Origin of the sequence: Collinsella sp. SGI.178 (genome assembly GCF_050313495.1) — a bacterium.
GTDB lineage: Bacteria > Actinomycetota > Coriobacteriia > Coriobacteriales > Coriobacteriaceae > Collinsella.
Map to the genome: position 1 here is coordinate 1 of NZ_JBNPLM010000016.1, position 12,782 is coordinate 12,782.

14 protein-coding genes are annotated in these 12,782 nt (G+C 64.2%); 13 read left to right on the forward strand and 1 reads right to left on the reverse strand.

Translation table 11 applies throughout. The annotated features are described in order from the left end of the window. Positions 1 to 353 precede the first annotated feature (353 nt). The 9 genes from hisG (at position 354) to hisE (ending at position 8,517) form a co-directional block, all read left to right on the forward strand. Complete coding sequence (gene hisG / locus ACQRAQ_RS05780) at positions 354 to 2,069, forward strand: ATP phosphoribosyltransferase (RefSeq protein WP_427794214.1); 1,716 nt, start codon at positions 354 to 356, stop codon at positions 2,067 to 2,069. A 105-nt stretch (positions 2,070 to 2,174) separates the two neighbouring features. Then, entirely contained in the window at positions 2,175 to 3,611 is a 1,437-nt protein-coding gene (gene hisD, locus ACQRAQ_RS05785) for a histidinol dehydrogenase (protein WP_152067999.1), read from the forward strand. A 1-nt stretch (position 3,612) separates the two neighbouring features. After that, positions 3,613 to 4,728: a histidinol-phosphate transaminase gene (gene hisC / locus ACQRAQ_RS05790; protein ID WP_427794215.1), complete on the forward strand. Its 1,116-nt coding sequence runs from the start codon at positions 3,613 to 3,615 to the stop codon at positions 4,726 to 4,728. Then, complete coding sequence (gene hisB, locus ACQRAQ_RS05795; protein ID WP_427794216.1) at positions 4,729 to 5,316, forward strand: imidazoleglycerol-phosphate dehydratase HisB; 588 nt, start codon at positions 4,729 to 4,731, stop codon at positions 5,314 to 5,316. A gap of 137 nt (positions 5,317 to 5,453) precedes the next feature. Continuing rightward, positions 5,454 to 6,155 carry an imidazole glycerol phosphate synthase subunit HisH gene (gene hisH, locus ACQRAQ_RS05800; RefSeq protein WP_427794217.1) on the forward strand — a complete coding sequence of 234 codons (702 nt, stop codon included), beginning with the start codon at positions 5,454 to 5,456 and terminating at the stop codon, positions 6,153 to 6,155. Next, a complete protein-coding gene (locus ACQRAQ_RS05805; RefSeq protein WP_427794218.1) occupies positions 6,152 to 6,895 on the forward strand; it encodes a HisA/HisF-related TIM barrel protein in 744 nt (247 codons plus the stop codon). Before hisH ends, ACQRAQ_RS05805 begins: the two co-directional genes overlap by 4 nt. Positions 6,896 to 6,898: 3 nt before the next feature. Continuing rightward, positions 6,899 to 7,681 carry an imidazole glycerol phosphate synthase subunit HisF gene (gene hisF / locus ACQRAQ_RS05810; RefSeq protein ID WP_117769949.1) on the forward strand — a complete coding sequence of 261 codons (783 nt, stop codon included), beginning with the start codon at positions 6,899 to 6,901 and terminating at the stop codon, positions 7,679 to 7,681. Positions 7,682 to 7,823: 142 nt separating this feature from the next. Next, complete coding sequence (gene hisI, locus ACQRAQ_RS05815) at positions 7,824 to 8,153, forward strand: phosphoribosyl-AMP cyclohydrolase (protein WP_154515095.1); 330 nt, start codon at positions 7,824 to 7,826, stop codon at positions 8,151 to 8,153. Positions 8,154 to 8,199: 46 nt separating this feature from the next. Beyond that, the gene (gene hisE, locus ACQRAQ_RS05820; protein WP_427794219.1) at positions 8,200 to 8,517 is read left to right on the forward strand and encodes a phosphoribosyl-ATP diphosphatase; all 318 of its coding nucleotides are present in this window, start codon (positions 8,200 to 8,202) and stop codon (positions 8,515 to 8,517) included. Positions 8,518 to 8,627: 110 nt separating this feature from the next. Here the strand turns inward: hisE and ACQRAQ_RS05825 are convergent, their stop codons facing one another. After that, complete coding sequence (locus tag ACQRAQ_RS05825; protein WP_427794220.1) at positions 8,628 to 9,539, reverse strand: PHP domain-containing protein; 912 nt, start codon at positions 9,537 to 9,539, stop codon at positions 8,628 to 8,630. Between the two features lie 339 nt (positions 9,540 to 9,878). Here ACQRAQ_RS05825 and larC point away from each other — a divergent pair, with 339 nt between their 5' ends. The 4 genes from larC (at position 9,879) to ACQRAQ_RS05845 (ending at position 12,765) form a co-directional block, all read left to right on the forward strand. Further along, the gene (gene larC / locus ACQRAQ_RS05830; protein WP_427794221.1) at positions 9,879 to 10,364 is read left to right on the forward strand and encodes a nickel insertion protein; all 486 of its coding nucleotides are present in this window, start codon (positions 9,879 to 9,881) and stop codon (positions 10,362 to 10,364) included. 59 nt (positions 10,365 to 10,423) lie between these two features. Then, positions 10,424 to 10,972, forward strand: coding sequence for a phosphodiesterase (yfcE, locus tag ACQRAQ_RS05835; RefSeq protein ID WP_427794222.1), 549 nt, complete (start codon positions 10,424 to 10,426; stop codon positions 10,970 to 10,972). Positions 10,973 to 10,974: 2 nt separating this feature from the next. Then, on the forward strand, positions 10,975 to 11,835 hold the full coding sequence (mazG, locus tag ACQRAQ_RS05840; protein ID WP_427794223.1) for a nucleoside triphosphate pyrophosphohydrolase: 861 nt from the start codon (positions 10,975 to 10,977) through the stop codon (positions 11,833 to 11,835). Positions 11,836 to 12,003: 168 nt separating this feature from the next. Continuing rightward, on the forward strand, positions 12,004 to 12,765 hold the full coding sequence (locus ACQRAQ_RS05845; RefSeq protein WP_427794224.1) for a hypothetical protein: 762 nt from the start codon (positions 12,004 to 12,006) through the stop codon (positions 12,763 to 12,765). Positions 12,766 to 12,782 lie beyond the last annotated feature (17 nt).

The following is a 12,782-nucleotide window of genomic DNA, read 5'->3' on the forward strand; positions in this document are numbered from 1 at the left end:
CTCCAGAATGGGATGTACTTTCCGTATGCGGTCCTATCCGGAAAGTACATCCCATTCCAAGCCCAAATTCCGGGACGCACTTTCCGCTGAAGACCTCAACCGGAAATCGCATCCCGTTCTGGACTGTAATTTCGGGGCGCAGTTTCCGCCAGAAGTCTCAACCGGAAACCGCATCCCAGTTTTTGGCCGGCGGGCGGGATGTGCCTCCTCCATTGTTTCCAAATGAATACGCTGTGAGCCGAGGGGGACGGTTCTCCCCGCAAGCACTCTAGTATGCTAAAGTACCCAGAAGATCGGCGGAGCTATGCCGGTCTTTCGTTCTATATGAAACACAGCATGAGGAGGCTCACCAGATGACGGCCACACCGTGGGGATTCCGGGACATATTGCCCGAGGAGGCTCAGGCACGCGAGGAGATCGCGTATACGGTGAAGGGCTGCTTTAGGGAGCATCATTACCTTCCGGTCGAGACGCCGCTGCTCGAGGACAAGGGTTCGCTCGAGGAGGGCGGCCGCATTGCGGACACGCCGTTTAAGCTCTTTGATGACGACGGCCGCCTGCTGGTGGTCCGTCCCGACAACACGCTGCCGATCGTGCGCCTGGTTTCGACCCGCATGTGTGCGGCCGATCTACCCCTGCGCCTTCGCTACGAGGCGCCAGTGGTTCGCGAGTGCCAGCGCAATGCCGGTGGCTCGCGTCAGTTTACGCAGCTGGGCTTTGAGCTTATCGGTGCGGGCGATACCGCGGGCGATGTAGAGATTGTTTCACTGGTGGCCGAGGCCGTGCGTAAGCTGGCGCTTCCCGATGCTCGTATTATCGCAGGTAGCGTGCGTCCTTTTAAGGAGCTGCTCGCGGCGTGCGAGGATCGCGAGCTGGCAGCCGAGGCCCTGCGCTGCGTGCATGCCAACGACTTTGTGGGCCTCGATGCCCGCGTGGCTGCCAGCACCGAGTCTGATGCCGTCAAGGCCGCCATTAGCGAACTGCCGCGCCTGCACGGTGGTGCCGAGGTGCTCGACCGCGTGGACGCGCTGCTGGAGGCCGCCGGTATCGCCGCGCCGCCGACGCGCGAGCTGCGTGCCCTGGTCGAGGGTTTGGCTCCCGAGGACGCCCAGGTGCTGTCGTTCGATTTCTCCATCATGAACTCTTTCGATTACTACACGGGCCTGGTCTTTAAGGCCTATGCCGGTGGCTTGCCCGATCCGGTGGGTTCGGGCGGACGCTACGACTCCATCTTTACCGGCGCATTTGGCGACGGCATCGAGGTGCCGGCGGCGGGCTTCGCCTTTTCGCTCGAGCGTTTGGAGGCCGCTCGTACCTCGGCAGAGGACGCTGCTTCCGACGGCGATCACGCCGCGGGCCGTGGCGCCGAGGGTCCGCTGCGCATTGCCGTGCCCAAGGGCTCGCTTAAGGCTGACACGCTCGACGTGCTCGAGGCCGCGGGCCTGGACGTCTCTGAGTTGCGTGACCCCGGCCGTCACCTGATTGTGCGCGGTCGCGACACGCGTGCCGGTGAGGGCACGGTCGGCGATGTCGAGTTTGTTATCGTGCGACCCAGCGATGCGCCCGCCTTTGTGGGCTGCGGTGGCGCCGATTGCGGCATCTGCGGCTGGGACTCGCTCATCGAGGCCGACCTCAACCTGCTGCAGCTGGTCGATCTGGGCTATGGCTTGTGCACCTTTATCGAGGCAGAGCCCGCGTGGCGCGCCGGTCAGGCCGAGCGCAACTATGCTCGCCGCGGGTCGCTTCGCGTGGCAACCAAGTATCCGCGCATCGCGAGTGCCTGGTATGCCGAGCGCGGTGTGAACGCCGATATCGTTTCGCTGCACGGCAACATCGAGCTGGGCCCCATCGTCGGCATGACCGATCGCATCGTGGATATTACCGCCACGGGTGCCACGCTGCGCGACAACGATTTGGTCATCACCGGCCGCATTATGGACTGCACGGCGCGCTTTTTTGTCAACCCGGGCGCCGCTCGCTTAGATCCGCGCGTACGTAATCTGGCAGATCGCTTGGCGGCGGCCGTTAAGGACAAGCATTTTGAGCCCGTTGCGGGCTCGGCACAATAGCGCGAGCACGCACGGGCGCCCCAACGTCTGGGCTGCGGGCCGATGGGCGCCGCCGCCCGGCCTCTCGTTTTTCGAACACAACCTCGACCGATAGGGGATACCGACATGAAGACTATCAAGCTTGCTCCCGGTGAGCGTCTCGTTACCAACCAGCTCAACCGCAAGGGCGTGCTGCCGCAAAACATCGTCGACGCCGCCCGCGATATCGTGGCCAACGTGCGCGCCAACGGCGATGCCGCGGTGCGCGACTACTGTCAGCGTTTTGATGGTGTTGAGCTGCAGAGCTTCCGTCTGCCGCAAGAGCAGATCGATGCCGCGCTCGAGGGCCTCGATCCGGCCTTTGTCGCGGCGCTCGAGAAGGCTGCGCGCCAGATTCGTGAGTTCCACCAGCGCGAGGTCGAGCAGAGCTGGTTTACCACGCGTGCAGATGGCACCATGCTCGGCGTTAAGGTGACCCCGCTTGCGGCAGCCGGCATCTACGTGCCGGGCGGTCGCGCGCAGTATCCCTCCACGGTGCTCATGAATGCCATTCCCGCCAAGGTGGCCGGCGTTGAGCGCGTGGTCATGGTGACCCCGCCGCAAAAGGACGGCCTGATCAGTCCCTACACGCTCGCGGCGGCAAAGCTTGGCGGCGTGGACGAGATCTATATGGTGGGCGGCGCTCAGGCCGTGGCCGCGCTGGCGTACGGTACCGAGACCATTCCGCGCGTCGACAAAATCACCGGTCCGGGCAACGCCTTTGTTGCCGCGGCCAAGCAGATTGTCTCGGGCGACGTGGGCATCGACATGGTCGCCGGCCCCTCCGAGGTCTGCGTGCTGGCCGATGCCACGGCCAAGCCAATGGTGGTCGCGGCCGACCTGATGGCCCAGGCCGAGCACGATCCGCTAGCAGCCTGCTATCTGGTGACCTGCGACGAGCAGTTTGCGCGCGAGGTCGAGGCGGGTATCGACATTTTGGTGGCACAGTCCCCGCGCGCCGAGATCACGCGCGCCTCGCTCGACAACGAGGGCACCATCGTGGTGGCCGCCGATATGGCTGCTGCCGTCGAGGCGGTGAACACCGTGGCGCCCGAGCACCTGGAGCTGCACTGCAAGGATGCGATGGGCCTGCTCGGCGGCATTCGCAACGCCGGTGCCATCTTTGTGGGCGCTTGGAGCTCCGAGCCGCTTGGCGATTATGTTGCCGGCCCCAACCACACGCTGCCGACCGGCGGCACGGCCATGTTCTCCAACCCGCTTTCGGTCGAAGAATTCGTCAAGCGCTCGAGCGTCATTTGCTATACGCCCGAGGGCCTGCTCTCGGACGCTCCCGCGACGCAGCGTTTGGCCGAGGCCGAGGGCCTGTGGGCACACGCGCTTTCCGCCGCACTGCGTCGCCGTGTGCTGGAGCAGGGCGAGGGTGCCGTGAGTGCTGAGTCTCTGGCCGCGGCCGACCTGACCAAGGTCGCCTGGCCGGGCGACGCCGTGGCGACGGTCGCCGAGGGTGTGGACCTAGCGGCTGCAAGCGCGGATGGCGCTGGCGCGACCGGCGAGGAGGCCTAATATGGCCGAGCTGACGTCTCGCATGAAGGAGCTCGTCCAGCCCTACTTGGCTGGCATTGAGCCCTACAATCCCAACTTTACGCCCACGCGCATCAACCTTTCGGCCAACGAGAACACCTATCCCGTGCCGGCTGGCGTGCGCGAGGCGGTCGACGCCGCCCTGGCTGCCACGCCGCTCAACCGCTACCCCGATCCCATGTCGAACGACCTGCGCGACGAGCTGGCTGTTTGGCATGGTGTGGCGCGCGAGAATGTCTGTGTGGGCAACGGCGGCGACGAGCTGCTCTATAACTACCTGCTGGCGTTTGGCGGCACGGGGCGGACCCTGCTCAACTGCCCGCCGTGTTTTAGCGAGTATGCGTTCTTTGCGTCGCTCTGTCAGACCGAGGTGCGCGACGTGTGGCGCGACCCGGCGACCTTTGAGCTCGACCAGGCTGCCGTGCTCGCGGCGGCGCCCGAGTGCAACCTGGCCATAGTGACCTCGCCCAATAACCCCACGGGCGACGTGGCGCCGCTCGACTTTGTCGCGGCCCTGTGCGATGCGTGCCCCGGCATGGTGATGGTCGACGAGGCCTACGTTGAGTTCGCCGACGCTTCGTTTGGCGCGGCCACCACAGCGCAGGGACTTATCGCCGAGCATCCCAACCTGGTGATCCTGCATACGCTGTCCAAGGCATTTGGCGCCGCCGGCACGCGTCTGGGCTATGTGATTGCGGCGCCCGAGGTCATCGACGTGTTCGCGGCGATTCGCCAGATCTATTCGGTCAACGTGCTGAGCCAGGCGGCGGCGCTTGCCTGCGTGCGCGCCCGCGATGCGTATGCGCCCGTGGTGGCACAGGTCGCATCCGAGCGCGAGCGCGAACTGTGTGCCCTGCGCGCAATGGCTGCCGGGGGTCTGCCCGTGGAGGCATGGCCGAGTGCGGCGAACTTTGTGCTCGTGCGCACGCCGCATGCTACGCGCGTGCGTGAGCGCCTGCGCGACGAGTATTCGATTTTGGTGCGCGACTTTAGCTACGCGTCGGGGCTTGCGGACTGTCTGCGCATTACCGTGGGCACCCCGCAGGAAAACGATGAGGTGCTGGCTGCGTTTGCCGCGCTGGTGAAGGAGGAGATGTAGATGAGCCGTTATGCCGAGGTGACCCGCAAGACGGGGGAGACCGACATTGTCGTCAAGCTCGACCTGGACGGAACCGGTGCGTGCGATATCTCGACCGGCGTGCCGTTTTTCGACCACATGCTCAACGCCTTTGGCCGCCATGGCCTGTTTGATTTGACGGTGCATGCAGTAGGCGACGTGGAGGTCGACGCGCACCATACCGTCGAGGACACGGGCATTGTGCTGGGTGAGGCGTTTTGCCAAGCGCTGGGTGACAAGGCGGGTATTACGCGCTTTGCAGACGCGGCGATTGCCATGGACGAGACGCTCGTGATGGCCGCCGTGGACATTTCGGGTCGCGGCCAGGCCTACTGCGAGCTGCCCGTGCCGACCGAACGTGTGGGCAGCTTCGATACCGAGCTGGCCGTCGAGTTCTTCTATGCCTTTGCGCGCGATGCCAAGCTCACGCTGCACGTGCGCGAGCTCGCAGGCGGCAACTCGCATCACATTATCGAGGCCGCCTTTAAGGCCGTGGGCCGCACGATGCGCCACGCCTGCGAGCTCGATCCCCGCGTGCAGGGCATCCCCAGCACCAAGGGCTCGCTGTAACCTGCCAAAAAGGGACAGGTTTATTTTGGCAGGTTTTATCTGCGGAAATGCTGTCTCATACGGTGGGTGAACGTTTAACCGACCAAAATAAACCTGTCCCTTTTTGGCAGGTTTTGAATGGGAAAAAGGAGGGTCGCGTGGGTGAACCGAAGATCGTGGTGGTCGACTACCACAAGGGCAACTTGTCGAGCGTCGTGCGCGGGCTTGTGCGCGCCGGTGCCGCCGCCTGCACGTCGGACGATCCGGAGCAGATCCGCCGCGCCGACGGCCTGGTCATCCCGGGCGTGGGTGCGTTCTATGACGCGATCGCCTTTATGCGCCAGAGCGGCGAGGCGGACGCGGTGCTCGACGCCGTTGCCGCCGGAACTCCGCTGCTCGGCATCTGCCTGGGCCTTCAGCTATTTTTTGAGCGCGGCAACGAGGGCATGCCTGCGGACGAGGGCGCGGTCGCCGACGGCAGCGCCCCCGAGCAGGCTGGCGGTCCCTGGGTCGATGGCCTGGGCATTATGCGCGGTTCGTGCACGCGCTTGGAGTCGAGCCGACTGAAGGTGCCGCACGTGGGCTGGGACCAGGTGCACATGACGCCCGCCGGTGCGGCCGATCCGCTGCTTGCCGGTTTTGCCGAGGGTGCCAACATGTACTTCACCCACAGCTACGCGGTGGCTGACGACGCCGATGCCGCCGATGTGCTGGCGTGCACACACTATACGCGGAGCTTCCCGTGCATCGTGCGCCATGGCAACGTGTGGGGCTGCCAGTTCCATCCCGAGAAATCCTCCGCGCTGGGTCAGCGCATCCTTAAGAACTTTGTGAGCATCGTCGAGGAGGTTGGCCGATGATCCTGTTTCCCGCAATCGATCTGATCGGCGGCAAGGTCGTGCGCCTGGAGCGCGGTGACCGCAGCCGCTGCAAGGTATATTCCGACGATCCCGTGGCCGTTGCCCGCACGTTTGCCGAACAGGGCGCGAGCTGGGTGCACGTCGTCGACCTGTCCGCTGCCTTTGGCGAGGACGAGGGCGCACGTGCTGCCAACTCGGCGGCGATTAAGGCCATCTGCGGCGTCGACGGTCTGTCCGTGGACGTGGGCGGCGGCGTCCGCTCGCTTGCGCGCATCGACGAGTTGGCAGGCTACGGCGCATGCCGTATCGCGCTGGGCACCGTACTGGTGACCGAGCCGGGTTTTGCCGAAGTGGCAGCCCAAGGCTTTGGCGAGTTGCTGGTGGCAGACATCGCCGCGCGCGATGGTCAGGTCAAGGTGAACGGCTGGCGCGACAGCGCAGGTGTGGCGCTCGACGATACCGTGGCGCAGCTTTCCGAGCTGGGCTTTAAGCATCTGGTGTATACCGACATCGCGCGCGATGGCATGCAGACGGGTATCGATGTGGCGGCGTATCGCCATGTGGCCGAGGTCGCGGGCTTTCCCGTCGTGGCTTCGGGCGGCATCTCGACGCTTGACGACATCCGCGCACTGGCCGCGGTGGGTGAGGGCGCGATTGAAGGCGCCATTACCGGCCGTGCGCTCTACGAGGGCAACTTTGCGCTGGCCCAGGCGTTGGCCGCCGCCCGAGGGGAGGAGTAGCCCATGCTTACCAAGCGCGTAATTCCCTGTCTGGACGTCAAGGACGGCCGCGTGGTCAAGGGGGTTAACTTTGTGAGCTTGCGCGATGCGGGCGATCCGGTGGAACTGGCCCGCGCCTACGACCGCGAGGGTGCGGACGAGGTCGTCTTCCTGGACATTACCGCCACGAGCGACAACCGCGCGACGACCATCGAGATGGCGGCACATGCGGCCGAGGAGCTCGCCATTCCCTATACCGTGGGCGGCGGCTTTCGCGACCTGGCGGGCATGCGCACCATGGTTGCCGCCGGTGCCGACAAGGTGTCGCTCAACTCGGCGGCCGTGCGCGATCCGTCGCTGATTAGCCAAGCTGCCGCGGCGTTTGGCAGCCAGGCCGTGGTCGTGGCGATCGATGCCAAGCGCGTCGGCCTGCCCGGCGCATCCGGTGCCGACAAGTGGGAGGTCTTTACCGCAGGAGGTCGCAACGCCACGGGCATCGACGCGGTGGCGTGGGCCGAGGAGGCGGCTCGTCGCGGCGCCGGCGAGATCTTGCTCACCAGCATGGACCGCGACGGCACCAAGGCCGGTTTTGATTTGGCGCTCACCCGCGCCGTAGCCCGCGCGGTGCCAATCCCCGTCATCGCGAGCGGCGGCGTGGGCACGCTCGAGCATTTTGCCGAGGGCGTGATCGAGGGCGAGGCCGACGCCGTGCTGGCGGCGAGCGTCTTTCACTTTGGAACCTTCAGCATTCGCCAGGTGAAGGAGTATATGGCCTCTCAAGGCATCCCTGTCAGGTTGGACTTCTAGCGCTGCGGCTTGCCCAGGCACCCGACCTTCCGGCTCCAACCCTCCTCGCGTACTTAAGTACGCGTCGTCGGGCTTGTCGCTCGGAATCTCGGGCACCTGGACAACCCTCGCCGACCTGCGAAGTTTGAATTTGGGGAGAGAAATGGAAGAGATAACCGATCCTTCAAAGCTTGCGTACGACGCCCGCGGGCTGATTCCTTGTGTGGTTCAGCAGTATGACACCGGCGAGGTGCTCATGGTTGCCTGGATGAACGAGGAGTCGGTGGGGCTGACGCTCAAGACCGGCACCACGTGGTTTTGGAGCCGCAGTCGCCAGGAGCTCTGGAACAAGGGCGCGACGAGCGGCAACATGCAGGAGGTTCGCGAACTCTGGGCCGACTGCGATAGCGATACGCTGCTGGTCAAGGTCGACTCGCCGGGTCCGGCCTGCCATACCGGCAACCGTACCTGCTTCTTTAAGAAACTCGCGTAGGGCGGGCGCTCGACCAGGCGCTTGGCCGACCAGAAAGGATTGAACCATGGGTGTGCGTACCGCAAACGTTCAGGATGGAAATATCGGCGAGACGCTAACGGGGCTGGCCGAGGTGATTCACGGTCGTCGCGATGCGTCGCCGCAGGAAAGCTATACCGCTCGACTGCTGACCGATGTGGAGGATGAGCTGCTCAAGAAGCTTGCCGAGGAGGCGAGCGAGGTGATCATGGCCTGCAAGGATAACGACCATGATCGCATTCGCTACGAGGCTGGCGACCTGGTCTACCACCTGCTCGTGACGCTTGAGCGCTACGGCATTACCCTCGACGAGCTGGCCGGCGAACTCAACGCCCGCCGCCACTAGTCGTTAAAGAACGTCCCCGATGACCATAGAAGTTGCGGTGGAATAGTTCTTGTTTGACGGTCTTAGGGCTATAAATAGGAGCTATTTCACCGCAACTTATGAAGGGATGGCTAGGCGAGGGGTGTGGACTCCCATTCGCCGGTGGGGTGGGGGATGTCGAAGGTTCGGTAGCCGCAGTCGTAGGCATGGGCTTGGGCCTCGCGGATATTCCAGCAAATATCACAGGCGCGGTGCGCATCCGAGCCAAAGGTAATGGGCGCCTCAGCATGGGCAAAGCAGCGCAAAAGGCCGGTCGCGGGATAGTAGTCGTCGAGCCCCTTGCGCGGTGCGGCGGTCGAGACCTCAACGCGGCGGCCCGTATCGTGCGCACACTCGGCCATCTGCCGCCAAAACGGTGCGGGGTCAAAATCGGGCGCAAAGCCTTCCTTCGAAAAGCGCATGACCAGGTCGGGGTGAGCCATCACATCAAAGTTGAGCGAGCTTTCGCAGGCGCGGCACCAGTCATCGACATAGCGCTCCCACACGCCGCGCACGCCCAGGTTTTCCCAAACGTGCAGGTTGGTGTCGTCGTCGATCCAGCCGCAGCGTGAGTCGGGCGTATCGGGGCGTGCGACGCCCTCTGTCCCCGTCGTGCCCGCAGCGCCTGCCATGATATTGCCCGGGTTACCAATCCAATGCACGCTGCCCAGGCGTACGACGGCGCCCCGGGACCAGCGCTCAACCAAAGGCTCGCAGCCTTCGTACCAATCGCACTCAAAGCCATAGACAAGCTCAAGCTCCGGCGCAATCTGCGCGGCAAGCTTGCGGGCATCCTCAAAAGCCAGACGATGCGCCGGCAGGTCGCCCTCGACAACCTGCACCTCGCAGGTGGCATCCATGCTGGCAGGCAGGGTAAGGTGATCGGCCGAGACCATGGTGCGGCAACCGGCCGCAGCAGCGGCGCGGACGTTGTCTTCAAACGAGGCGTGTCCGTCCGAAAACGAGGTGTGAGTATGGCAATCGACCAGCGGGCAAGCAGGCATGGCGGCTCCTTTACGTCAAGCGAATCTGCTCCATTGTAACGGCGCGGCCCCCAGTGCGATGTGCGCGCCGTGGGCCGAAATCGACTGGAAAGGACGGGCAGCGCATAAGGGCGGGCTCGCGACATCGGCCTTGCTTCGAATCATGTACCTCAGCCTCCAAAACTGACAAAAAATGACATGTTTGGAGGCTGATGTACATGTTTGGCCGAGGCGGTGGAGTGTCGGTTTCTTACGGACAAGGAAAATCGCGCTCATCGCGCGCCGCCACACTTGCGCCGCTCGCGATGTGCTAGCGTTTGGGTGAATAAAACGAGCCCGTGCGGAAAGGAGCCGGACCGTATGCAACGTGGAACTACATCTCCGCTGTCCCGCGAGACCGATGCGCCCGAAACCATCGTCAAGCTGGAGTGCGACATCGACGACGCGTCGCCCGAGGTGCTCGCCTACGCCGCCGACCGCCTGCGCGAGGCCGGCGCGCGCGAGGTGCACTGGCTGCCCCTCTATTGCAAGAAAGGCCGCCCTGGCTGGCAGTTGCAGGTAATCTGCACCCACGAGGATATCGAGTGCCTGCAGACGATCATCTTTTTGGAAACCACGACCAATGGCATCCGCCGCCAGGTTATGGAGCGCGTTTGCCTGCCGCGCTACTTTGAGCGCGTAACGACGCCGTGGGGCGAGGTGTCCGTCAAGGTGGCCACCTTGACGGACGGCAGTGAGCGCGCGGCGCCCGAGTACGAAGACTGCGCCCGCCTTGCCCGTGAGCACAATGTGCCGCTCCAACGCGTGATGCAGGCGGCCCAGAGCGCGGCACTGCGATTTGAATAACGCGGCTGGTGGCGACATTCCGCGCTCGGCCACGTCAACCCCACCCCGAAAGGACCTCCATGAAATACCTCATCGCTTCTGACATCCACGGCTCGGCATATTGGACCGAGCGCCTCTGCGCCGCCATCGAAGCCGAGCAGCCCGACCGCATCGTCCTGCTGGGCGACCTGCTTTATCACGGTCCGCGCAACGACCTGCCGCGCGATTATGCTCCCAAACGCGTGATTCCGTTGCTCAACGCCCTGGCCGACCGCATTATCGCGGTGCGCGGCAACTGCGACGCCGAGGTCGACCAGATGGTTCTCGGCTTTCCCGTCATGGCCGACTACGCCACACTGTTCGACGAGGTCGGCCGCGAGCTGTTCCTGACGCACGGCCACGTCTTTGGCGCCGGCATGCACAACAGCGTCGACCACGTGCCCGCGCTGCCCGAGGGCTCCGCGCTCGTCTACGGCCACACGCACGTCAAGGTCAACGAGGAAAGCACCGCGCACCCGGGTCTGTGGCTCTTCAATCCCGGCAGCGTGAGCATCCCCAAGGACGGCACGCACAGCTATGGTATCTACGAGGGCGGCGCGTTCCGCCATGTGATCATGGAGGAGGACTAACCATGGCCGAGCACATGGCTCAGCAAAATGCCGAAGGTTCGCGCGACCTTTCCACGCTGGTCGATGCATCGGCCGAGTTACAACATCTGGTACAGACTATCTGGCGCCTGCGTCAGCCCGACGGCTGCCCGTGGGACCGCGAGCAGACGCACCAGAGCATTGGCAAGAACATGATCGAGGAGGCCTATGAGGCGCTCGACTGCATCGAGGCGGATGACGCGGCCCATCTTCGCGAGGAGCTGGGCGATGTGCTCATGCAAGTCGTGCTGCATGCGCAGATCGCGGCGGACGCCGGCGAGTTTACGCTGTCCGACGTGGCGCGCGATATCGACGCCAAGCTCATTCGCCGCCATCCGCACGTGTTTGGCGATGTGGATGCCGACAACTCCGACGAGGTGCTCAAGATTTGGGACGAGGTCAAACTTGCCGAGAAGGCCGCCAAGGACCAGGCCGTGGCGGCGGTCGATGCTGCGCCCGAGGGCCTGCTCGACGGCGTGCCCACGCATCTGCCGGCGCTGATGCAGGCTCAGAAGGTGTCGCGCAAGGCGGCTGCCGTGGGCTTTGAGTGGGAGACCGTCCAAGATGTGTGGGACGAGGTCGCCGAGGAACGTGCCGAGTTTGAGGCCGAGGAGCCCGGCTCGCCCGAGCGCGAGATGGAGTTTGGCGACCTGCTCTTTGCCCTGGTCAACGTTGCGCGCAAGGAGGGCATCGACGCCGAGAGCGCCCTTCGTGCCAGCACGGCAAAGTTCCGCCGCCGTTGGGCCGCGATGGAGCAGATGGCGGCCGATGCCCATGTTGATCTTGCCGAGCTTTCGACCCACGGGCTCAACGACCTGTGGGATGCCGCAAAGGCAGAGGAGTAGGACACGGTGTTGGTCGGCGGGGCGTAAGGGCGGCGTCCCGTCGACTTGCCCGTTGGCGACCACGCGCGCTCGAGTAATGGATTTGTCCTACGGCTCGTCCGGCTGGTCCGCCCGCGTGCTATAACTAAAGGACTTAGCGCAAACAAACCTCAACCGCACAAGGCGCACATGGATCAGATTTACGACAACAGGCACTATTCCGCCGGTTCGCGCGAACCGTCACCTCGCCGTGCGCATTCGGTGCAGCTTGGCGGGTCTGGTTATGCTGGCGCTGATCGCTCCAGGTATAGCTCGCCGGCGACTTCGCATCCCAATGCTCAGCCAAATAGTTCCTCGGACAGTCCGGTGCGCCCATCGCGTTCCAAGCATGCGTCGCGCCCTTCGACCCAGGCGTCCGACAAGCCGCGCCGTCCCTCAAGCCGTCTTTCGGGCTCGGACTTTATGCACTACGCCAACGATAACGCGGTGGTCAAGGCAATCTATGATTTTACCCACGGTCCCCAGCGAGGGCTGTTTGTTGGCATTGTCGTCGCCCTGGCGCTCGTGAGCCTGTACTTCCCGGTGCGCGACCTGTATGTGGCAAAACGCTCGAGCGACATCTTGGCCAAGCAGGTCGAGATTCGCGAGCAATATAATGACGACCTGCAAAAAAGCGTCGACAAGCTGCTCTCGGAGGAGGGCATTAAGGACGCGGCGACCGAGGACCTGGGTCTGGTGATGCCCGGCGAGAAGAGGATTGAAGTGCAGGGCCTGGACGACGATTCCGATGCCTCGTCGAGCCAGAAGTCGTCGAACGCCAAGAAGGCCAGCGAAGTTGCCAAGGAAATCGAAGAGGTCGGCAAGGACGCGCCGTGGTACATCCAGACGCTCGACATGCTGTTTGGATTTAACGGCGTCGAGGGCCAGACAGTCGTGTCCAATGGCGAGTAGCGCCCGGAGGGGGGCCG

Coding starts and splice junctions, on each gene's coding strand:
- ACQRAQ_RS05825 (WP_427794220.1), bottom strand. CDS start 9,539: ATGCCTGCTTGCCCGCTGGTCGATTGCCATACTCACACCTCGTTTTCG.
- mazG (WP_427794223.1), top strand. CDS start 10,975: ATGGCCGAGCACATGGCTCAGCAAAATGCCGAAGGTTCGCGCGACCTT.
- ACQRAQ_RS05805 (WP_427794218.1), top strand. CDS start 6,152: ATGATCCTGTTTCCCGCAATCGATCTGATCGGCGGCAAGGTCGTGCGC.
- hisI (WP_154515095.1), top strand. CDS start 7,824: ATGGAAGAGATAACCGATCCTTCAAAGCTTGCGTACGACGCCCGCGGG.
- hisF (WP_117769949.1), top strand. CDS start 6,899: ATGCTTACCAAGCGCGTAATTCCCTGTCTGGACGTCAAGGACGGCCGC.
- hisB (WP_427794216.1), top strand. CDS start 4,729: ATGAGCCGTTATGCCGAGGTGACCCGCAAGACGGGGGAGACCGACATT.
- ACQRAQ_RS05845 (WP_427794224.1), top strand. CDS start 12,004: ATGGATCAGATTTACGACAACAGGCACTATTCCGCCGGTTCGCGCGAA.
- yfcE (WP_427794222.1), top strand. CDS start 10,424: ATGAAATACCTCATCGCTTCTGACATCCACGGCTCGGCATATTGGACC.
- hisG (WP_427794214.1), top strand. CDS start 354: ATGACGGCCACACCGTGGGGATTCCGGGACATATTGCCCGAGGAGGCT.
- hisD (WP_152067999.1), top strand. CDS start 2,175: ATGAAGACTATCAAGCTTGCTCCCGGTGAGCGTCTCGTTACCAACCAG.
- hisE (WP_427794219.1), top strand. CDS start 8,200: ATGGGTGTGCGTACCGCAAACGTTCAGGATGGAAATATCGGCGAGACG.
- larC (WP_427794221.1), top strand. CDS start 9,879: ATGCAACGTGGAACTACATCTCCGCTGTCCCGCGAGACCGATGCGCCC.
- hisC (WP_427794215.1), top strand. CDS start 3,613: ATGGCCGAGCTGACGTCTCGCATGAAGGAGCTCGTCCAGCCCTACTTG.